The 21,327-nt window shown below is 42.8% G+C and carries 21 protein-coding genes and 1 pseudogene; 18 read left to right on the top strand and 4 right to left on the bottom strand.

From position 1 onward, the window contains the following. Window positions 1-9: 9 nt before the first annotated feature. From EL84_RS21340 to EL84_RS33125, 5 genes and pseudogenes are all read left to right on the top strand, one after another. Window positions 10-615 (top strand): hypothetical protein, encoded by a 606-nt coding sequence (locus tag EL84_RS21340; RefSeq protein WP_047843015.1) that lies wholly within the window; start codon window positions 10-12, stop codon window positions 613-615. A 339-nt stretch (window positions 616-954) separates the two neighbouring features. Next, window positions 955-1,659 (top strand): hypothetical protein, encoded by a 705-nt coding sequence (locus EL84_RS21345; protein ID WP_047843016.1) that lies wholly within the window; start codon window positions 955-957, stop codon window positions 1,657-1,659. A gap of 853 nt (window positions 1,660-2,512) precedes the next feature. Next, window positions 2,513-2,719, top strand: a pseudogene (locus EL84_RS31410) (LLM class flavin-dependent oxidoreductase); the annotation flags it as partial. Between the two features lie 69 nt (window positions 2,720-2,788). Continuing rightward, window positions 2,789-2,971, top strand: coding sequence for a hypothetical protein (locus tag EL84_RS30920; RefSeq protein ID WP_053061555.1), 183 nt, complete (start codon window positions 2,789-2,791; stop codon window positions 2,969-2,971). 86 nt (window positions 2,972-3,057) lie between these two features. After that, complete coding sequence (locus tag EL84_RS33125; protein WP_354437416.1) at window positions 3,058-3,273, top strand: hypothetical protein; 216 nt, start codon at window positions 3,058-3,060, stop codon at window positions 3,271-3,273. 342 nt (window positions 3,274-3,615) lie between these two features. On the opposite strand, the gene EL84_RS21360 is transcribed toward EL84_RS33125, so the two are convergent. Beyond that, window positions 3,616-5,499 (bottom strand): beta-glucoside-specific PTS transporter subunit IIABC, encoded by a 1,884-nt coding sequence (locus EL84_RS21360; RefSeq protein WP_047843017.1) that lies wholly within the window; start codon window positions 5,497-5,499, stop codon window positions 3,616-3,618. 226 nt (window positions 5,500-5,725) lie between these two features. Then, a complete protein-coding gene (gene licT / locus EL84_RS21365; RefSeq protein ID WP_047843018.1) occupies window positions 5,726-6,568 on the bottom strand; it encodes a BglG family transcription antiterminator LicT in 843 nt (280 codons plus the stop codon). A 272-nt stretch (window positions 6,569-6,840) separates the two neighbouring features. Here licT and EL84_RS21370 point away from each other — a divergent pair, with 272 nt between their 5' ends. Continuing rightward, window positions 6,841-8,163 carry a 6-phospho-beta-glucosidase gene (locus EL84_RS21370; protein ID WP_047843019.1) on the top strand — a complete coding sequence of 441 codons (1,323 nt, stop codon included), beginning with the start codon at window positions 6,841-6,843 and terminating at the stop codon, window positions 8,161-8,163. A gap of 150 nt (window positions 8,164-8,313) precedes the next feature. On the opposite strand, the gene EL84_RS21375 is transcribed toward EL84_RS21370, so the two are convergent. Both EL84_RS21375 and EL84_RS21380 read right to left on the bottom strand, forming a co-directional pair. Then, window positions 8,314-9,279, bottom strand: coding sequence for a LacI family DNA-binding transcriptional regulator (locus tag EL84_RS21375; RefSeq protein ID WP_047843020.1), 966 nt, complete (start codon window positions 9,277-9,279; stop codon window positions 8,314-8,316). 233 nt (window positions 9,280-9,512) lie between these two features. Continuing rightward, a complete protein-coding gene (locus tag EL84_RS21380) occupies window positions 9,513-9,956 on the bottom strand; it encodes a MarR family winged helix-turn-helix transcriptional regulator (protein WP_047843021.1) in 444 nt (147 codons plus the stop codon). A gap of 116 nt (window positions 9,957-10,072) precedes the next feature. On the opposite strand from EL84_RS21380, the gene EL84_RS21385 reads away from it, so the two are divergent. From EL84_RS21385 to EL84_RS21445, 12 genes are all read left to right on the top strand, one after another. Next, on the top strand, window positions 10,073-10,825 hold the full coding sequence (locus EL84_RS21385) for an SDR family NAD(P)-dependent oxidoreductase (protein ID WP_036615677.1): 753 nt from the start codon (window positions 10,073-10,075) through the stop codon (window positions 10,823-10,825). A 45-nt stretch (window positions 10,826-10,870) separates the two neighbouring features. After that, complete coding sequence (locus tag EL84_RS21390; RefSeq protein WP_047843022.1) at window positions 10,871-11,701, top strand: SDR family oxidoreductase; 831 nt, start codon at window positions 10,871-10,873, stop codon at window positions 11,699-11,701. Between the two features lie 200 nt (window positions 11,702-11,901). Further along, window positions 11,902-12,294 (top strand): ArsR/SmtB family transcription factor, encoded by a 393-nt coding sequence (locus EL84_RS21395; protein WP_047843023.1) that lies wholly within the window; start codon window positions 11,902-11,904, stop codon window positions 12,292-12,294. Further along, complete coding sequence (locus EL84_RS21400; RefSeq protein WP_047843024.1) at window positions 12,291-13,157, top strand: aldo/keto reductase; 867 nt, start codon at window positions 12,291-12,293, stop codon at window positions 13,155-13,157. The genes EL84_RS21395 and EL84_RS21400 overlap by 4 nt, the downstream gene beginning before the upstream one ends. Window positions 13,158-13,996: 839 nt before the next feature. Further along, on the top strand, window positions 13,997-15,121 hold the full coding sequence (gene dnaN / locus EL84_RS21410) for a DNA polymerase III subunit beta (RefSeq protein WP_047843026.1): 1,125 nt from the start codon (window positions 13,997-13,999) through the stop codon (window positions 15,119-15,121). 107 nt (window positions 15,122-15,228) lie between these two features. Then, window positions 15,229-16,083, top strand: coding sequence for an AraC family transcriptional regulator (locus EL84_RS21415; RefSeq protein WP_047843027.1), 855 nt, complete (start codon window positions 15,229-15,231; stop codon window positions 16,081-16,083). 189 nt (window positions 16,084-16,272) lie between these two features. Beyond that, on the top strand, window positions 16,273-16,719 hold the full coding sequence (locus EL84_RS21420) for a GNAT family N-acetyltransferase (protein WP_047843028.1): 447 nt from the start codon (window positions 16,273-16,275) through the stop codon (window positions 16,717-16,719). A 202-nt stretch (window positions 16,720-16,921) separates the two neighbouring features. Next, a complete protein-coding gene (locus EL84_RS21425) occupies window positions 16,922-17,527 on the top strand; it encodes a TetR/AcrR family transcriptional regulator (protein ID WP_047843029.1) in 606 nt (201 codons plus the stop codon). Between the two features lie 280 nt (window positions 17,528-17,807). After that, window positions 17,808-18,575 carry an ABC transporter ATP-binding protein gene (locus EL84_RS21430; protein ID WP_047843030.1) on the top strand — a complete coding sequence of 256 codons (768 nt, stop codon included), beginning with the start codon at window positions 17,808-17,810 and terminating at the stop codon, window positions 18,573-18,575. Between the two features lie 48 nt (window positions 18,576-18,623). Beyond that, window positions 18,624-19,655, top strand: a complete 1,032-nt coding sequence (locus EL84_RS21435; protein ID WP_053061556.1) for an aliphatic sulfonate ABC transporter substrate-binding protein — start codon at window positions 18,624-18,626, stop codon at window positions 19,653-19,655. Window positions 19,656-19,670: 15 nt separating this feature from the next. Beyond that, window positions 19,671-20,465 carry an ABC transporter permease gene (locus EL84_RS21440; RefSeq protein WP_047843031.1) on the top strand — a complete coding sequence of 265 codons (795 nt, stop codon included), beginning with the start codon at window positions 19,671-19,673 and terminating at the stop codon, window positions 20,463-20,465. Window positions 20,466-20,470: 5 nt separating this feature from the next. Further along, on the top strand, window positions 20,471-21,304 hold the full coding sequence (locus EL84_RS21445; RefSeq protein WP_082219089.1) for an ABC transporter permease: 834 nt from the start codon (window positions 20,471-20,473) through the stop codon (window positions 21,302-21,304). Window positions 21,305-21,327: the final 23 nt, after the last annotated feature.

Here is a 21,327-nt window from a genome sequence, read left to right on the forward strand (position 1 = left end):
GAGGAAAGTTTGAAAGTTAAAGAGTTGGAAGAGTATATCCGGTCAGAGTTAATGAAAGTTGATGGTGACGAGCTTGCCTTTATACAGTTAACTGGTAAGGAGGAAAGATTGATTAGGGACAAAACCGCCTATGCAATGTATAGAGATGGAATGGTGGTTAAACGAGAGCATAAATACATAGATATCGTGACATTCCAAGATGACAATTACTCTGACTTAATAGAATTCAGTTTATTTTATACGTGGGATTTGCTCCAAGAAAAAATGTATATGAACAAGAATGGTATTTTTGCCAAGCTCACCAAAGACAAAACAAAACTAGCTAATTTCCCGATTGCGGTTAATAAATTTATGGTACTCTGCATCTTACATCCTCGAAGAGACAAAGAGCTAGAGCTTTTCGAGAAGGAAAATCTGTTCTCTTACCCACAGTTTTTTGATAAATTTTTGATGAATAAATATGATGAAATACCTTTAATTGGTTTTAACAGAATTAAAAACGATTTCTATCACAATATCCTGGATGAAGCAATTAGCCATTTCAAAATGGAATTTGGAGTGTATCGAGCAACGCAGCTAAACATGTATTTTTGGATTATTCCTATAATAAAGTGACATGAGCTCATGGTAGTAACTCCTCAAGAAAACAAAAAAACACTCCCATGAAATTAGTTTAAGAACTATAACGTCAAACTTCACACCTTTATTTCTTAATGAGTGTAACTTCCTTTCGTTGAGAAATGGCTACACATGATTCATAATTGCTTTCTTGATAATACATACAAAGTGGAAAGGGCCAAAGTAACCGTTTACTATCGAACCTAAACGTAAGATGAAACAATCAAGTATGCTCAGAACAGAAAAAAAATATAACACAGCAAGGATAGTAAACTGTCTCAAATTTTCATAATAAGGACCTTTACTATACTCTGATATATGAAAGGAAATGTGCTATTGGAACAGAATGACTATAAAGAAACTAAATCAACATTTATGTTCAATACTAGTTTTAGAGAATACCTTTCCCAATTTTTCGAGCAAGTGGCTGACAATTTTGCTAAAGTTCTTAAGGAATTTTCTTCTAAAACAGATTGGATTTTAGATCCTGAAATATTTGTGCATACGAAGGTATTGAACAGTGTAATGACGCACCTTGGTAATAACGATATTTACAATGCACAAAAAGTCTACAGGCGATATATGTTTAACCATTATACTGTAGAGAAAATTCTTGAGATTGAAAAAGTATGGATTGCTAACCCTACATTAAATAATCGAATCAATATTCTTAAACAGGTTTTAGAAGCCCACAACGGAGGAAAGTATTTTTTATCTGTACCGGTCCTTCTCACTCAAATTGAAGGATATGTTTATGATTCTTTTAAATTTAGGGAACACCTTAAGCAGAAAGCTCTAATTAACCTCATGAAGGATAAGGAAAATTTTCTTATCTATGCTGAATCAATTAGTGACTATTGTGAGAATATGATTTACACTTCTTTTAGTCCAGGAAATCCAATCGAATCTAAAATCAGTAGACATGCTATCTTACACGGTTTCGATCTTAACTACGGAACAAAAGAGATTTCTCTAAAACTGATCATCTTAATGAATGTAATGCAGTACTTAATCCCGATGACAATACAGATTGAAGATTAAAATGGTTTATAGGTTTATCTATCCCCTACTAAGAACCGCTTTTTTTGAATTCAATAATCACAGTCACTCTATAACCGAGAAAGTCATGAAGCATGTTTGTATTATGTATTAGGATGAAACTATCCTGCTAAAACATAGAACCAGCTGTGAACATATACTGACGAAATACTCTATCGAATATGTTAGTACTAGCGTTGATCTAAAAGATGAAGATGTTCCAATTTTGTATTTGTCTATTGAGGACATAACAGAAGCGTTAACAACTTAAAAAGATGGACTGAGGTTATTTGAGCAGATTTCCTCATAATGGAGCTGTGGTAAATAGCAATCCATCGATACAATAGAAGAGGGAAGCAACCATTGCCCGGCTGTGCATCGTCTTGACGCCGCGCATCTATATTGCCTGGCGTTAGAAAAGGCATCCACTGGTTCACGACTAGATGGGGTCGCAGATGAAGGAGTACCATTTTGCGACATCGCGAGTGCTATTGGTGAGCAGCTGAACGTACCTTTAGTCAGTATTTCACGCGAAGAGGCAGATGCCCATTTTGGCTTTCTCAGAACACTCGCAGCGCTCGATATCCTTAGATCAAGCGTTGTAACTCAGGAACTTATGGGATGGCGGCCAGTGCAACCTTTACTGATTCTGATCTTAAACAGTCTAATTACTTCAACAATTGATTGGAATTTTCACACCTTTTAAAAAAATAAAAACCATTAAAAGTCGCTATTCAAGCGGCTTTTTGTCTTAGCCATGTAAGTTTCCTATCTCAGGAGTTGAGGGAAAAAACTTATTCCGATGGTCGATTAGATAATTATGCATATTGAATTCGTAACTTGTGTATTTAAATAAAAATCAAATTATCTATATATAAGCCTGCAGATGTTAGGCGATGCCTCCAACTTTGGCAACCCGGATCCCACGTTGTTCTTTGCATCGATCGCTCGTGAAATGAAACGGATCGGACTTGTTACGACGATCTCTACCACGTCTAATCCTCCGTATGTTGTAGCCAGACAACTCCTGTCTTTACACTGGCTAAATAATGGACGTGCAGGCTAGAATATTCGTCACTTTCTATTGTAGGGGCATTGCTCTGGCTAATACGATTAGGTGAGGAGTATGAAAATGAATCCCAATATACAAAGAAAAATTGAGTACTTGGAGAATATTGAGAGGTTTCCAGCAAAGGAGTTATTTGAGTTTATACAGCTTAATAAAGAGGAGGAACTATTAGACCTTGGGGCTGGCACAGGTTATATAAGCTTTGCTTTTGCTAATTACGTGAAAAGAGTAGTTGCATTGGGTTAAGATGCTGATATTTTACAGTATTTAGAATTAAAAGATAAGGAGCAGGGGTTGCCAACATTGAAACCACTGCCGCAAATTTTAAAGAGATGCCACTCGCGAACGAAAGATTAGAAAAGGGCGTTGCTTCCATATCGTTACACGAAGTTCAACCTCTTTCGTCCGTACTGCTTGAAATCCATAGCGTATTAAAAGACAAAGGGATCTTTGTGTGCATTGAATTAGAGGAGTCAGAGATGCCTACTGGTCCAAGAGTTTCACCCGAGAAAATGGGAAATTGTAAAGGCAGGTTTCTCAGTTATTAATACGATCCATTCACCGACGCAAGTTGCTAACCAACCCGTCTATATCATCATTGCACAGAAGGATTAATAAGAAAAATACACCCGTACGTATTTAGAATGTATTAAAATTCCGTATTTACATCCGGCTTTATAATCAAATTTGATGAGCACCGTGATTGGATTACTGAAAACTTCCATGGGAATTTACAATTGTAGCTGATAAATAAACGGAAAGTGCTATCCAGAGAAAAACCACTCCTTTGCCGGAGTGGCTTCTTTGGATCATACGGAATAAGTGAATTAGTAGACAGTTATATAACCTGAAAATAGTTCGATTACCGACAGGTAATCCATCTCCAATCGTTAGACTACCGCCGACATTAGATAATCGCCTTGCTTCACTTCCTGTTCGGTAGTTTTTAACATGTCCAAGTAGTTGGCGGAGTTGGTAACGATGACTGAGGTGGCAGTGATGTAACCGGCTGTCCGGATTTGCTCCGCGTCAAACTCTACAAGCAGTTGCCCGCAAGAAACCCGATCGCCCTCTTTAACTTTTTTCTCAAAAAACTGTCCTTTTAGCTTTACCGTATTCACTCCAATATGGATCAGAAGCTCCATGCCACTGTCCGTGGTCAGACCGAGCGCATGACCGGTAGGGAATACGGTGGTTACGACACCATTGATTGGCGATACCAAAATTCCATCAGTGGGTTCAATGACAAGCCCCTGTCCCATGGCACCTGAAGAGAAGGCGGGATCAGGCAAATCTTCAAGTAGCTGAACACTGCCTTTCAGCGGACTCACAATGATTTCCTTGTTTAACCGAGATTCACTTGGCTCAATCGCTTGTTTTTCCTGTCCAGAAGTTTCAATCTGCGGCTCCTCAACAGTAGCCTCAAGATCCTTGAATCCAAGCAGCAACGTGAGTAGAAAAGCCAGGACAAAAGATACGGAAACACCGATCACAACCGAGGCGAACCCCGTTGTTACGTAAGTAGGAAAAGCGAGCAGGCTGGGAAGTGAGTAAGCGACTGCCCGACCACCCCCGACTCCGATAATTGCGCCCCCGATCGCTGCGGAAATACATGCGTAAATGAACGGTTTTTTCAATCGTAAAGTAACTCCGTAAATGCCTGGTTCCGTAATTCCGAAAATCGCAGTAATCGTAGCAGATCCGGAAAGGGTTTTAAGCTGTGAATTGCGGGTTTTCAGCATAACGGCGAGCAAAGCACCGGCTTGAGCCAGCACGGCTGCGGTCAACATCGGCCGCATTAAGTCATAGCCTATTGTCGCCAGATTATTAAGTGTAATTGGAAGAAAAGCCCAATGAAGTCCAAAGATAACAATGACCTGCCAGAAACCACCAGTGACTGCTCCTGCCAACATTGGGCTGAATTGCATGAGTGAGGTAAAACCGCTAGCTAACCCCTGACTAACACTGTTGCCGATCGGTCCAAAAGCAAGAATGGTAAGCGGGACGACAATTAGAAGCGACAGCATCGGCACAAGAATATTGCGGATAGACTGGTGAATAATCGAGTTGAACCATTTTTCTATATGAGATTGAACCCACACCGCCAGAAGGATTGGAAACACGGTGGAAGTGTACATCACAAGCACAATGGGGATGCCTAAGAAATCATAAGTTTGACCGCTATTAAACGCAGCGGAAATGGTCGGAAAGACCAGGGCTCCTGCAATAGCCAAGGATACGTTCATATTAGCTTTGAATTTCCTTGCGGCAGTAACTGCCAAAAATATGGGCAAAAAGGTGAATACACTGCTTGATGCCGCGTTTAAAATTAGATAAGTTCCTGAGGTGTCATCTAGCCAGCCGAGCGCCACAGACAAAACAACCAGACCTTTGAGCAATCCAGCTCCAGCTAGCGCACTGAGCAGCGGGGAAAAAACACTGGAAATAAGATCTACGGTTTTTCCGAATATTCCTGTTTTTTCTGCATTCTCTTTAGTATCCGTTTTGCTACCGCCATCTTGAAGGTTGGTGTGCTCCATGATTCCTTCATAAACTTTGGACACGTTATTGCCGATGACGACTTGAAATTGACCGCCGCTTTTCACAACGGTGATGACTCCAGCTATATTTTTCAACGCCTGTTCATTCGCTTTTGTATGATCTTTCAGGGTGAATCTAAGCCTGGTTGCACAGTGATATACATCATTCACATTAGATTCACCGCCAACAAGTTCAATAACACGTATGGACAGTTCTTTGTCTTTATTACTCATAGCATATTGCCTCCTTCATGATGGGTAATTGATCTCAGGTTGTGAGCTGTTCGTTCCTGATGTGCCGGCTTACATCGTTTCACTTCCAAAAAGCAGCAAAACCTGAACTCGTGGCAAAATAAAAAGAAAAATCATTTTGCCATCAGTCCAGGTTTTGCCTGCTTTACCAGTCACAATCCTTTATCTAATGTGTTGTATATGAAGTTTTAGCTTGAAAGAAATAGGGCTATAAAGTGCTTCGTTCAGTAAGCCGCTGGATATGAATGGTTAAGTAAACGAATTCATCTTTGTTTAAGGACTGTACATACGTTTTTTCTAAGTACTCGTTGATCTTGCAAGTGCAAGAAAAGGCTCTGACATAAGTCTTTTTCACCTGCTGATATAAAAAATCTTCGCCACTTTGGTGAATCTCGTGGCGCAATAAGCGCATGGCGAAATATTGAAGGTGTGTTAAGAAACGCGAATAATTTAAGCTCGCTTCATCAAGAACAGTGCCGTAATGGTACGTGACGATTTTCAAAATCTCGTTGACAATTTCAGTCATCTTTATCGTCAATTTCATTTCAGTGCCGTCAAGTCGGGCATTGACGACATGTAAGGCGATAAACCCAGCCTCATCTTCCCCGAGCGAAACTCCAATCATGTCGCTGATTAACTGCAGAGCATCCAATCCGATACTGAATTCCGTTTTATAGAAACGTTTAATTTCGAACAGCATGGCATTTTTAATCTCCATACCTTTGTTCTTACGTTGGATAGCAAAACTAATATGGTCGGTTAACGACAGATAAATATTGTCGCTGAGTTCAGTACCAAGGACATGGTTGGCGTGTTTTACGATTTCGTTCACAACTTCGAAATGAACGGCGGGTAATTCATGAATCAGTTCAGCCATTTTTACAGCAAAGGCATGCTCGGCTAAATGGAAGATTTTATCGATCTTGTGTTCATCGACCTCATCACCTGCACTCTTTTGGAAGGAGATGCCTTTACCCATAACGATGACTTCCTTCCCCTTTGTATTGCGGGTCAGCAGAAGGTTATTGTTTAATACTTTTTCAATAATCATGTGCATCGGCTCCTTGTTTTCTGCAATATGCATAAAAAAAACCTAAGATAGTTCAAACGCCGCCAATTGGTTAACGGCATTCAAACTTTCTTAGGTATTGCCCGAATCAACGGTCACAATCCTTATTTGAGGTAACTATAGCACAAGTAATAAAGCGGTTTCAAGTTACAAATTAATCCCATTTAATTCCACTAAAAAAGTTCTTGACATGTAATGCATTACACAAGATAGAGTCCAAATTGAGAACACAATAGAACAAGGAGGACTTCAAAATGAAAAAGGGATTAAAAATTGTGACGATTGGCGGCGGATCGAGTTACACCCCAGAATTGATCGAAGGTTTTATCAAACGGCATCATGAACTTCCAATACGTGAATTGTGGCTTGTGGATATCGAAGCAGGAAGAGAGAAACTTGAAATTGTAGGAGCCATGGCTAAACGGATGATAAAAGCGGCGGGAATCGACTGTGATATTCACTTGACGCTTAATCGAAGAGAAGCGTTGGCCGATGCCGATTTTGTCACCACCCAATTCCGGGTAGGTCTTTTGGATGCTCGCATTAAGGACGAAACGATTCCGATTAGCCATGGGATGATTGGTCAGGAAACCAACGGAGCAGGTGGGATGTTCAAAGCATTCCGTACCATTCCGGTTGTTCTTGGAATTGTTGAGGACATGAAGGAACTTTGCCCAGATGCTTGGTTAATCAATTTCACGAACCCTGCGGGAATGGTAACGGAAGCTGTGCTCCAATATGGTAAATGGGAGAAGGTCATTGGTTTGTGCAATGTTCCGATTATTTCCTCCAAGAATGAAGCTGCTGTTCTGGAAAAAAATGAAGAGGAACTGTTCTTCAAATTTGCCGGTATTAATCACCTTCACTGGCACAAAATTTATGACCGAGATGGTAAAGAGCTAACTAAACAGGCCATCGAAAAGCTCTACGGTCCTGATGCCGAGCCAGAAAAAATGGTAGAAAATATAAAAAGCATGCGTTTCTTGTATGAGCAAATTCTCCAACTGGGTATGCTGCCTTGTCCTTATCACCGGTACTATTACATGACCGACAGCATGCTTGAAGAGGAAGTAGAAGCGGTCAATGGCGAAGGAACTCGCGGGCAGGTTGTGAAACGCCTGGAGGAAAGTTTGTTTGAACTTTATAAAGATCCTAACCTGAATTACAAGCCTAAGGAATTGGAAAAACGCGGAGGAGCTTATTACAGCGACGCAGCTTGTGAAGTTATTAATTCTGTATATAACAACAAGGGAACGCATATGGTAGTCAACACACAGAACCGCGGAGCAATTAGCGATCTACCATATAACAGTGCCATCGAAGTTACAAGTATCATTACAGCCCATGGTGCAGAGCCTGTTCACTTTGGCGCATTCCCGTCCGCACAAAAAGGGCTATTGCAGGTGATGAAGGCAATGGAGGAACTGACGATCGAAGCAGCGGTCACAGGAGATTATGCAACCGCTCTACAAGCATTCACACTTAATCCGCTCGTTACCAGCGGTGACATTGCTAAGGTAGTTTTAGATGAAATGTTGGAAGCGCATAAAGAACATCTTCCGCAATTTCACAAATAATTTATTTAGAGATTGAAGTCATTCAGGCCTGTCCCTCATATAGGGACAGGCCTGAATGTTGTTCGTTCATGAAGTTTAACGGGATGGAAGAGAAAAGAACTCATGATCTCAAATGGACTCTTTTCTTCTTTTAAAAGGATGGATGTTGTTTTATGTAGATTTTCGTTCAATCAGTCTAAACTGAAGAGGATGAAGATTGGATGCCGAATTTTCCAGCATACTCATAATAATATTAAAGGCATTCTCTGCTTGTTTATCCACGGGGTAATGGATCGTTGTCAGATCCAGCAGGTGAGCGCTGTCTGTATTATCAAATCCCATGATTCCCACATCATCCGGAACCGAAAACCCCGAGCGTTGAATCTCCGTTAAAATACCTGCTGCTACCTCATCAGTCGAACAGGAAATGGCATCCGGCTTGTCCGTTTGTTCTATCCACCATCGCGCTATTTCCTCACCATCATGAATGGTGACTTTATTATGAAATTGCGGAAAGCCAGTGTTCTTCAACCCATGCTTCTGTACAAAATCCTCATAAGCTCTTATTCGCTCCAAGGTATTCTGTCCTTTGGACGAATACACGTTCAGAATTTTACGATAACCTCTGGCATACAGATATTCGAGACCCAGCGTATAACCTTGATATTGGTCCATAAATACGGACGGTATGGTGTCGCTGGTAAGACGCTGCCATGTTACAATTGGCCCATATTTCGTATAGGATTCGATGATATCCCACTCAATCGTCCGTACCAGACAAAGAAGGGCATCCACCTGTTTACTGCGTAACATTTCAAGCGCTACAAGCTCCTTATCACGATCTCCGTCTGTCATAAAAAGCATAATGTTGAATCCGTATTTTTGGGATATCATGTGAAATGAACGGACAAGTGACATCAAAAGGGGATTGTAAGTAACACCCATAACACCGATGACTTTTGTCGTTCCATTTTTTAAGGATTTTGCATTTGAATTAGGGACATAATCCAATTGCTCAATGATGTTCAAGACTTTTTCTCTTGTTAAATCGCTTACATAAGGATGTCGATTAATTACCCTTGAAACGGTTGCTGTAGAAACGCCTGCAAGACGTGCAATCTCTTGAATATTTGCCATCTGATCCACCTCATCATTAAGGATAGCACGATTTTAATTGTTTACAAGGTAGAGGCCATCATCTCGATTTGTGACCAGGTAATGGCATGTTAGATGTTGAGAACAAAAACTTAAATCCTCACAAAGTGACACGTGTTTTTCATATACCTTCTACGTTGGTTGACAAACCGAAACCACGTTTGTTAGAAGCTCACCTTTAACAAACGTGGTCGAGAGGGCAGCTAGATAAGACGCTAAGAGCTTGAGTTTGTCCTTTCCGCCAGTTTAGTAATCAACTCGATATCTTGTTCGGTTAATTGTTCAAAAAAATGTTTGCGTATTGCCTTGGAGAGGTAGGGACGGGCATCATCTAACATTGATTTTCCAGAAGAAGTGATACTGACTTGTACTCCACGATCGTTGTCTAATGGTTTCTTCATCACGAGTCCACGTTTTTCCATACGCTTCAGATGATGAGATAATCGACTTTTATCCCAGTCCATAGAGTCGGCTAATTCCTGTTGGCGAAGGCTACCATCCCCAAAAAGGACTAATCGGTCCAATACTCCAAAATCACCCTCTGACAATCCTGAGTGATCGGCCATATCTTTGACGATACGACCGAAGATGGCCTGAAAGGAACCTTTCCACATATGCCATATTCGCATTTCTTCTTCGTTAAGTTCATTTTTATCCATAGGAGCATAATAACATGGTTGACGCGTCAACTTCAATGTGCTAAATTTGATCCAAGGTTGACGCGTCAACTTAGTTCATATGGACCCACCAATCACAAAAAAAGGAGATTATAACTATGCAAGATAAACCTGTCGCTCTGGTCACCGGGGCTAATAAAGGTATCGGCCTTCAAATTGCGAAGGATCTCACGAAACAAGGATTCACCGTGCTCGTTGGATCTCGCAGCCTCGAGAATGGAGAAACTGCCTCAAAAAGCATCGGTTCAGATTCACACGCTCTCCAGCTCGACGTTACAGATGAAAACTCCATCGCTGCTGCTGCAGAACGTATTCGGGACGAATTTGGCCGTCTCGATGTACTCGTGAACAATGCGGGGATCTCGCACGCAGGCAGATCGGGTGAACCATTTCCGAACGGTGGCGCAGCGAGTGGTCTTTTGACCGTTGCTTCGCTTGAAGATATTCGTACAGTTTATGAGACTAATGTTTTTGGAGTTATTGCTGTTACGCAGGCGATGTTGCCACTTTTGCGGGAGGCCCCGGCAGCACGTATCGTCAACATAGGCAGTACTGGCGGCTCCCTTAGCTGGAACTCTATTCCCGAAAACTCGCATCGTGCGATGTTTGGTGCCTATTCGGCATCAAAATCAGCTGTTCATGCGGTGACACTTGCCTTTGCATTTGCGCTTGAATCAACAAACATCAAGGTCAATGCGGCATGTCCAGGCTTCACATCCACTGCGCTTAATAATTTTGCTGGTACTCGTAGTGTTGAACAAGGGGCTAGTGAAGCGGTCCGGCTGGCGATGATTGGAGCGGATGGCCCAACAGGAACATTCTCAGATGAGGATGGACCCATTGCTTGGTGATCATAGTTATACAATGAGGGTGAGTAACTTAAGGAGGATTTCATGATGCGTGTTTTCGTCACAGGAGCAACAGGCTACATCGGTTCCGCTGTCACCAGCGAACTTATTGAAAGGGGGCATCAGGTCATCGGTCTCGTGCGTTCAGACAGTAGTGCTGCGAAACTAAAAGAGTCCGGGGCCGAAGTACACCGCGGTGACATCAACGATCTTGACAGCCTCCGTAGTGGTGCAGCTGCTGCGGATGGCGTCATTCATCTGGCATTCCATCACGACTTCTCGAACTTCGCTGGAGCACTCACAACAGATCTGCATGCCGTAGAAGCGATGGGGGCGGCACTTGAAGGATCTGGCAAGCCGTTCGTAATCACCACACATGTGAATGGAGTGGCAACGGAGAACATGGTGTTAGCGCTGGCAGGGCGTGGAGTGCGTACATCGATTGTAGAGCTTTGTCCATCGGTACACGGTGAGGGTGACACAGGATTTGTGCCGAGCCTGATCAATATTGCCAAGACTAAGGGCTTCTCAGCCTATGTGGGAGAGGGGAACAACCGCTGGCCGGCTGTGCATCGCCTTGATGCCGCGCATCTATATTGTCTGGCGTTAGAAAAGGCACCCGCTGGTTCACGACTAGATGGGGTCGCAGATGAAGGAGTGCCATTTTGCGACATCGCGAGTGCTATTGGTGAGCAGCTGAACGTACCTGTAGTCAGCATTTCACGCGAAGAGGCAGATGCCCATTTTGGCTTTCTCAGCACACTCGCAGCGCTAGATATCCCGAGATCAAGCGTTGCAACTCAGGAACTTATGGGATGGCGGCCAGTGCAACCTGCACTGATTCCCGACCTTAAACAGTCTCATTACTTCAACAACTGATTGGAATTTTCATGCCTTTTTAAAAAATACAACCATTAATAGAAGCCACTCCATTCGTCAGGGGTGGCTTCTTCTTTTACTAATGTATTCTTAAGACATGGGAAAAATAGGTTCTTGAATTTCTTTCCCGATGTACAGCCGAATCCGAGATTGTGATAGGCTGTATCTACAAAAGTATTACACATTCTAAATGGAAGGGGATGATTTACCTGGATCAGGAACTTGCGACCACGATTGCTATTGAATTTAAGAACAATCAGAAGGTGTTGAATGCGATCGGAGACGAGACCCGGCAAGCCATCCTCATAGCCTTGATTCAAGGGCCGCAAAAACCCGGCATGCGCGTAGGAGAGATCAGGATGAAAACTCATCTTTCCCGACCGACCGTATCACATCATCTGAAAATATTGAAAGAATCACAGATAATAAGTGTTCGTAAAGAAGGAACTCTCAACTATTACAGCCTTGACTCCGGTAGCAAGTTGAAATTGTTGAAAAACCTGGTGAACGAGATAGAAAAGTTGCTAACGCAATGTGAAGAACAAGCATCGGAACAACAATTAGAAAAAACGGGGAGGGGGAGTTGCGAATGAATCAGACAGTCGCAGCGGCAAACGGAGTGGACATTCCTCAACTCGGGTTCGGCCTATATAAGATCAAAGACGGGGGGACCTTCGAGAGGACTGTCGAGGAGGCTATTCGAATGGGTTATCGCCATTTCGATACGGCCAAAATTTACGGTAATGAAGCGGCGCTAGGTCGGATCATCCAAAACAGCGGCATTCCCAGAGAGGAGTTCTTCATTACCTCCAAGGTATGGACGACAGACCTGGGGTACCGTGCGACGAAAAAGGCGTTCGAGAAGACTTGCCAGAAGCTGAATGTGACATATCTCGATATGTATTTGATTCATTTTGCCGGTCCTCAATACGTGAACGCCTGGAAGGCGATGGAAGAGTTATACGACGCAGGTAAAATCAAAGTTATAGGTGTAGCCAATTTCGAGATCCGGCATCTGGAGCATCTGAAGAAACATTCCCGGATTTCGCCGTTGGTAAATCAGATCGAGACCCATCCGGAATTTCCGCAACACGAATTGCATGATTATATGGTTCGGCATCGGATTCTGCATGAGGCTTGGGGACCGTTGGGGCAGGGAAGCAAAGAGCTGCTGGAGCATCCGAAGCTGGCGGAAATTGCCCTTTGCCACCAGAAATCGGTTGCGCAAGTCATTTTGCGCTGGCATTTGCAACGTGGAATTATTGTCATCCCCAAATCATCGAATCCTCAAAGGATAAAAGAGAACAATGAAATATTCGACTTTGAGTTGAGTGAGAAGGAAATGGAACAAATACGAGGGTTGGACACGGGTAAGAGATATTCCGTAAGTCCAAATGGCTACATGGTCAACCCGTTTTATATCAATTTGATGAAGTTATTTATTCGTTCTCATTGATGGATCATAATTCGATTTTGAACAACCGAATACTCAAATTTGGTGGTCGTTCCCCAAAAGCTTCTTTCTTCCCGAACATAAAGCAACACTTCGATTCCCGAAGTCCAGTTGAGTATATAAAAAAGGCGTCTATACGTAATTGTTTTATTGGGGCTGTCCTGTGAGTCATGAGCATGACCGGGTACAGCCCTTTGTCAGGGTTATATAGTTCTAACGGATCTAGCACACGCTATTTGCTCCCATTTGCATAGGTTTGAATTCTAACGAATCATAGAGATGTTGTTTCATCGAGTTGGTCCTTTTATATGATGTTTAGGCGGTTTACATTGGAATAAAGTTACTGAGGTTCGTTACATGCTGCATTCCTTAAGAGTCCGCCGCTTAGAGTGCGGTAGGTTCGTTAGCGCTTGAAGCGAAGGGGGAATCCTTTTTGAGGTAGTCCCATCTTTACATTTCATTCCTTGTTCTCAGTGTTCGATTTGAAAATATTGTAAATCTATATAGAGCTATGATAAGATGAGTATAGATCCATTTGAATGAGGTTACCTAAATCAAAATTCGGGAGTGTTATTATATTGAACAACAATAACATTAAAGTTGGTGTCTCTAATAAAGAAGGCCAGTTAGGTTTTGTCTTTTCGAGAGGTGGTCTGCGAGAAGGTTCCGGGAGAAAGAGTATAGGTGTGACTAAAAAAATATCTTTAACTCTAACAGAGGACATGTGGGGGAAAATCGAAAACCATTGCACAGAGTATAAACTTTCTCGTTCGGAGGCTATACGTAACATCATTGAGTCATTCTATACAAAATAATTTTTTTATTCGAGGTAGGTGAGGTCTTTGCTGGTAGAGATAACAAAAAATTCTCTTATGAATGCCATACAATATGTGATAAAGGCAGTAGCAGCAAATAGTTCAATACCTATTCTTCAAGGAATACATATTCAAGCAGGTGCAGATGGCGTTACTTTTACGGCAAGTAATACAAGTATGACGATACAGTCTATGATTGCTCAAGATGGTGTTTCTCTGACTGTAAAAAGAACAGGGGCTATTGTTATACCATCGCGTTATTTTCACGATATTATTCGTAAATTTAATGATGACAAAGTTATACTTGAAATTAAAGAGCCAATGATTCTTTCGATTGTATCCGGTCATTCTCAATTACGTTTATGCGGCATGGACCCTACAGAATTTCCTTCCATTGATGATGGAGAAGCGTTCCCTTCTACTAAACTACGCATTAATACTTCCTTACTTCGTTCGACCATTAAACAGCTAGCAATCGTAGCATCAACGTCCGAGACCAGCCCCATATTAACAGGAGTTTCTTTGGAATGCAGTAATGATTGTCTTAACTTAATTGCTACAGATGGAGTGCGGCTTGCATACCGCGCTTTGCATTTAGAAGATGCTACCCACAACAGTTTGAACGCTATTATTCCAGCAAAAAATCTCTATGAATTATCGAAAATATTGAACAAAATAGATGACACAACTGAAATTGAAGTGAGTAATAATCGAGTTAAATTCCTGACAACTGGACTGAAAGTGGAGTCTGCTCTTATTGAAGGAACGTTCCCATCCATAAAGAATGTAATCCCTCAATCTTATTTGTGTGAAATCGCAGTTGATACAGCATGTTTGTTGAAAGCAGTTGAATGTGTAACTATAATGGCTAGTGAACAAGTGATTAGAGTAGTAGCTAATGCAGACACATTAAAACTATTGTCCAAAACAGCCGATGTTGGAGATATTCAGAATGAAATTCCACTATTAGAGATGTGTGGGGAAGAATTTGTGGTATCACTAAATGGAAAGTTTTTTATCGATATACTTCGCAACATGGATTGCGAGAGCATCCGATTAAGATACGCAGGGAAAACAAGTCCCATCGTCGTACTTCCAGATGATTCGCTCATGTCTACTCTGTTCTTGATTACTCCAGTGATGACCCGGTGAACCGTATCATCCATAAGAGCAAGTTTTTTTACTGACTTTTTCGTGCAGAAATTGCAAGGTATTCATTATTTATTTCCCATAAAATTACCTTGAAGGGAGGGAATACGATGGATTGGTTGGTCCGGATGAATAGTGCCATGGAATATATCGAAACAAATCTAGCGGACACTATTTCATATGATGAAATAGCACAGAGAGCCTGTTGCTCTACCTATCATTTTCAAAGAATGTTTCCATTTATTACTGGCGTAACGTTATCGGAGTACATTCGACGTCGACGGTTGACATTGGCTGCATTCGAACTGCAGACAACAGCCTCAAAGGTTATTGATGTAGCTATGAAATATGGATATGATTCGCCGGAGGCGTTTGCACGCGCCTTTAAGAATCTTCATGGTATTATGCCTATATCCGCGCGTGATACAGGCGTTTCTCTAAAAGCCTATCCTCGAATGTCCTTTCATATTTCAATAAAAGGGGATGTCGAAATGAATTACCGTATCGAGCAAAGAGATTCTTTTGAGATGTTTGGAGTATATGGAATTATAAATGCAGACCAGAAAACAGCGTTCGCTGAAGTACCTCAATTTCGTATAAAATGTGATGATGATGGCAGCGTTGATCATATGAACGACTTATTGGGACGTTTTGGTGATACCATGTTACATGCCGCCCTTTATGATCACACTAAAGAATCTTTCAAATACATGATCTGTTATCATGTACCTAAGGGACTTGAGATTCCGGAGAGATTCACAAAACTTGCTGTCCCAGCATTAACGTGGGCGATTTTTCCGGAGCCGCAGTGTGATATGCAAAAACTATGGGTACGAATCTATTCTGAGTGGTTTCCGACATCTGAATACGAACAGGTTGAGGGCCCTACTTTCGAGATGTATTATGGAATGGCACGGCATGGGAATGTTTCAGGAGAAATCTGGATACCTGTGAAGAAAAAATAATGCTTCCATACGAGTGGAATGCAGGCGTTAACGAAGAAGACAACTGAAAAAATAAGATTATAATATAAGGTCATCCCCACAAAGGATGGCCCTAAAACTTGCCGTTACAGACAGCGCGGAGAACCTTATCACCAATAGGGTATAGGGGAGATTGTCCGATTTATTTTATCTTTAAGGGGGTTGTTTAGTATGGATATTAAAATTCGAGAAATTATATCAGATGATTATGCTGAAGTTGTTTTTTTATGGAATGATGTACTTGAAATTCGTAATGTTAATGATGCAGACTTCCGAGTGACTATGGAAGAGATGAATAAGGCCGGGAATTACAAAACATTTGTTGCACTAATAGATAATGATGTCGTCGGTTTTGTAACTATTGTACAGTCATTATCTGTAGGAGTTCCAATTGGTTATCTACATATTCAAGCTCTTGCTGTTAAAAGGGAACTGCAAAATAGAGGGATAGGTTCAAAACTACTAAGGCAGACTGAAAATTATGCTAAAGAACGGGGAATATCAAGTATTATTTTATGCAGCGGAATGAAGCGAACCAACGCCCATGCTTTTTATGAGCATAACGGCTATGACAGAGATTCATATTGCTTTGATAAAGTGATCGACTTGACCCATTAATTGCGCTAAAAAGACCCAACACACTCTGTAAACTAAGAGTGGAAGTTGGTTTTTTTCATTGACGGATCACATTTCTGCGGTCCTGAGTGATCGGACATATCTTTGAGAACAACGACCGAAGATGCTCTGAAAGCTTCCCGGATGAATCCAGCCTGTAAAACGGCTATGCTATAATGAAATTCAGAAAGGGGATGCAACGTTAATGTCACCTAGAAACATAGAGAAAGACCAACAACAACGGGAAAAAAGAATCAATCACATCCTTGATTCCGCGCTGGAGATCATTGCACTTAAAGGCATTGGTTCAGTAAGCATCAACCACATCGCAGCGGCAGCAGACATGAGCATTGGGAACATGTATCACTACTTTAAGTCCAAAGACGAGATTATCAGCGAAATTCTCAGAAGAGGTCAGACGCGTTACGGCGAACATGTCTCCCAACTCGCTGAGCAATCAGGTGATGCTCTAAATAAACTTTTACTATTGTCTGAGTCATGGCTCGCGCTGGAAAACAATTGGGCTTACACGATTCTTATCCACACAGCGCGGCTTTCGGAATCTTCCTCCGAAGAGATTCGAAGAGAAGTTACAGAACGTTTCACGAATAACCTTGGTCCTGTCGCGAACATAATGGAACAGGGGCAAAAGGAAGGGCTCATCGTCAGTGGTGTCCCCTTGGAGCTTGCCTATTATTTTGTAAGTTTAATTCAAGGACTAACGCTGCAAAAAATGCCCGGCGCTGAAGTTCCGATTCGTGCGCAAGCGCGTTCCATCGTCTCTTTATTTACTGCAAGACATGATGGGTAAAGGGTTCGGAATCACAAGCGAACAAGGTTTCGAATATGAAAATATGCGTGATCTCTACATAATTCCAAAAGTCTCCAAAAGAAATGATTGACAACAGATACAGGCCACTGCTACAATTTCCCCAACAAACCGAGTGATTGCTCGGTTTGTGAACGAGAGTTCGACTGGATAACCAGAGATCGTTCGTGGGGAAAGATATACAAGCAGAAGGCCTTTTTTTATAACCATAAAACCAAGTAAATAGATCCGAAAAATTATTTTAAATTGGAGGTTACATCTGATGCTGAATATTGAGCGGTTGAACAAAACGTTCGCTGCTCCTACCGGGCCGATTCTAGCGCTTAGCAATATAGGGTTGCAGGTTGAGCGGGGACAATTTATTACTTTTATCGGACCCAGTGGCTGCGGCAAAAGTACATTGCTCAAGATCGTGGCCGGGTTGGATACGACATATGAGGGAAAAGTGGAACTGAACGGAATGGCCATTACGGCACCAAGCGTTGATAAAGGGTTTATTTTTCAGGAGCCACGTTTGTTCCCTTGGATGACGGTCGAGAAGAATATCGCGGCCAATCTCTCGCTTCGCAATGCTCAGGTTCGCCATCGAGTTCAAGAGCTAATTGAATTGGTTCGTCTAAAGGGATTCGAGAAAGCATATCCGAAGGAGTTGTCCGGAGGAATGGCTCAACGGGTGGCTATTGCAAGGGCTTTGTTGCGCAAACCGGAGATTCTGCTGCTCGACGAGCCTTTTGGAGCACTCGATGCCTTCACTCGCACACACATGCAAGAAGCGCTGCTGGATATCTGGCAGAACAGCCGGACGACAATGTTGTTCGTTACGCATGACTTGGACGAAGCGGTATTTCTTGGAGAGAAAGTCGTCATTATGAACCCTCGCCCAGGTCATATCCGCAATGTAATTCATGTAGACCTTCCCTATCCGCGTAAACGCAGTGGGAGTTCATTCCAGGAACTTCGCTCCCGCGTTCTAGGCGAGTTCGAAAAAGTGGAACATTCTCCCTTGATAGACAAGGGCGCTGGCATTTAATTGGATACCTATTAACGAATCTACGTTCATAAAAGGGGATGCGAATAGATGATTAAAAAATTGGTTTGGTTTGCAGCCATACTTGTTCTGATACTGGTTGTAGCGGGATGCGGCAATGCAAATAACAACGCTAGCAATGGCCAGAATGCCAAGCCAGTAGAAGATAATTCGAATCCGAATGCATCCTATGATGATGTCACGGTGAAGATTGGTGTACAGGGCAAGGGTGGCTTGTTCGGTAAAGCACAAGAACAGAAGTGGTTTGAGGATGCATTTGGAGAGCTGGGGGTAAAAGTGGAGTTGTTGGAGTTCCAGAGCGGTCCTCCAATGATTGAAGCGATGGCCTCTAATCATCTGGACTTTGCTGGCATGGGCAATATGCCCCCAATCTCTGCACAAGCAGCTGGTATTGACTTCAAAATCATCTCACAGCTACTTGATGGCAAGAACAATGTAGCGATCATTGTGCCGAAGGGTAGTCCGATCAAAAGCATTGCGGATCTCAAGGGCAAGAAGGTCGCCGTCACGAAGGGCAGCAACGCCTACAACTTCCTTTATCTAGTACTGGAAAAGTCTGGTTTAGGAAACTCCGATATTCAAGAAATTCAATTACAACCTGATGAAACCCAGCCTTCCTTCGAAAGTGGAAAAGTGGATGCCTGGGCCGTCTGGGACCCATACATTACCCTGAATGCACTAAGCGGCAAAGGAAAAGTGCTGGCTGATGGGGAGAGAGAAGGTGTACTATCTCCATCTTTCCAATTGGTTCGTTCGGATTTTGCGAATGAGCATCCGGAGCTTGTTACGCTATATTTAAAAACATTCGAGAAGGCCCGCCAGTGGGAAGCTAATCATCAAGAGGAAGCGTTTCAGCGCTATGCCGACGAACGAAACATTTCGATTGAGCTGGTGAAGGGCATGCAATCACGGGCGGCAATGATCAATATCCCGGTAAGTGACGAAACAATCGCGGATCAGCAGAACACTGCAAACTTTCAATTTGAATTAGGTACAATCCGCAAGGAAATCAACGTGGCTGACGTGTTCGACAACCAATACATTGAAGAAGCTCTTAAATAAAGTAGGGGTGCGGTTATGCAAATATCGGGAAACAAGCTTATTTTTCGGACTATTCATCTCCTGATCGGGATGTCGGTACCGGCAGCGATATTAATCATTTGGCAGATTGCATCCTCGAGTGGGTGGGTAAACACGGTGTTAATTCCGCCTCCGAAGGACATCGTAGCTGAGTTCGGACGCATGATCTCGTCGGGAGAACTGCTGACCAATCTGCGCATCTCGACGGGTAGAGCGGCACTAGGGTTCTTGTTTGGCGGTGGCCTGGGATTAGCCGCAGGATTATGGGTCGGGTTTTCGTTAAAGGCGGAACGATTGCTAGATCCGTCGCTTCAGCTGCTTCGGACACTGCCTCACTTGGCTGTTGCGCCATTGTTCATTCTGTGGTTCGGATTTGGCGAGACTTCAAAGATCGTACTCATTGCCAAGGGAGCATTCTTTCCTTTATATGTGAATGCCTTTTTGGGTGTTCGCTCGGTGGATCGTCAATTGTTCGAAGTAGCACGTGTGTTGGAATTCACGAAATTTCAAACCATTACCAAGCTGATTATTCCTGCCTCACTACCTTCACTGTTTTTAGGCGTACGTCTTTCGATTGCAGTTAGCTGGCTTGGGCTGGTTGTCGCAGAAATGATGGGTTCAAGCTCCGGGATCGGCTACATCATCAATGACGCACGCTCCTTCTCGCTAACGTCTGTCATCTTTGTCGGCATTATTGTTTTTGCGATTGTTGGCAAAGTGACCGATTCACTGGTCAGGTTGGCAGAGAAAAAATCGTTGCGTTGGCAGGATTCCATAGAGGGAGATGGATAACAGTTATGAGTTTGAACGATGTGACATTACAATCGAAGGCTAATGAGAAAGAAATGGGGATGGGAAGGGGACGCCACTGGAGAATGCCGAATTGGCTGTATGGTTGGGTGTTACCGGTTATTATACTAGCTTTATGGGAGGTGGGATCTGCTCTTGGACTGTTGTCTGACTCGGCCCTGCCAGCTCCATCCCGCATTGCGCGGACATTTTGGCAACTGTGCGTAACCGGCGATATGACACAGCATCTCACAACCAGCACTATTCGGGCAAGCGGAGGATTCTTACTTGGAGCCGCTACAGGATTAATACTTGGTGTGTTCACTGGTCTAGGCAAATGGGCTGAACAGACGCTTGACCCGACGATACAGATGCTTCGGACGGTTCCGTTGTTAGCTGTTATTCCGCTGTTCATTCTGTGGTTCGGCGTAGGGGAATTATCCAAAGTACTGCTCATTGCAATCGGATCGTTTTTCCCGCTCTATTTCCATACACATTTGGGGGTCCGCAGTGCGGACCGAAAGTTTTATGAGGTTACCCGCATCTTGCAATATTCTAAGTTCAGGCTATTAAGCAGGCTAATTATTCCCTCAGCGTTGCCAAACATTCTGCTTGGCATTCGGTTATCTGTTGGTGCCTCCTGGTTATTGCTTGCCGTGGCAGAGATGATGGGTGCAAGCGCAGGAGTCGGCTATATGATACAAGACGCACGTGTATATGCACAGACGGATGTTGTCTTCGTGGGTATAATTCTGTTCGCCTTGGTTGGTAAACTCTCGGATTCGGCAGTCAGACTAGTAGAAAGAAGATTCCTTCGATGGAATAACACATATAAAGGCTGATTATAGATATCTAGAATGAAAGC

It is taken from the genome of Paenibacillus sp. VT-400 (assembly GCF_001029205.1).
Lineage (GTDB): Bacteria > Bacillota > Bacilli > Paenibacillales > Paenibacillaceae > Paenibacillus > Paenibacillus amylolyticus.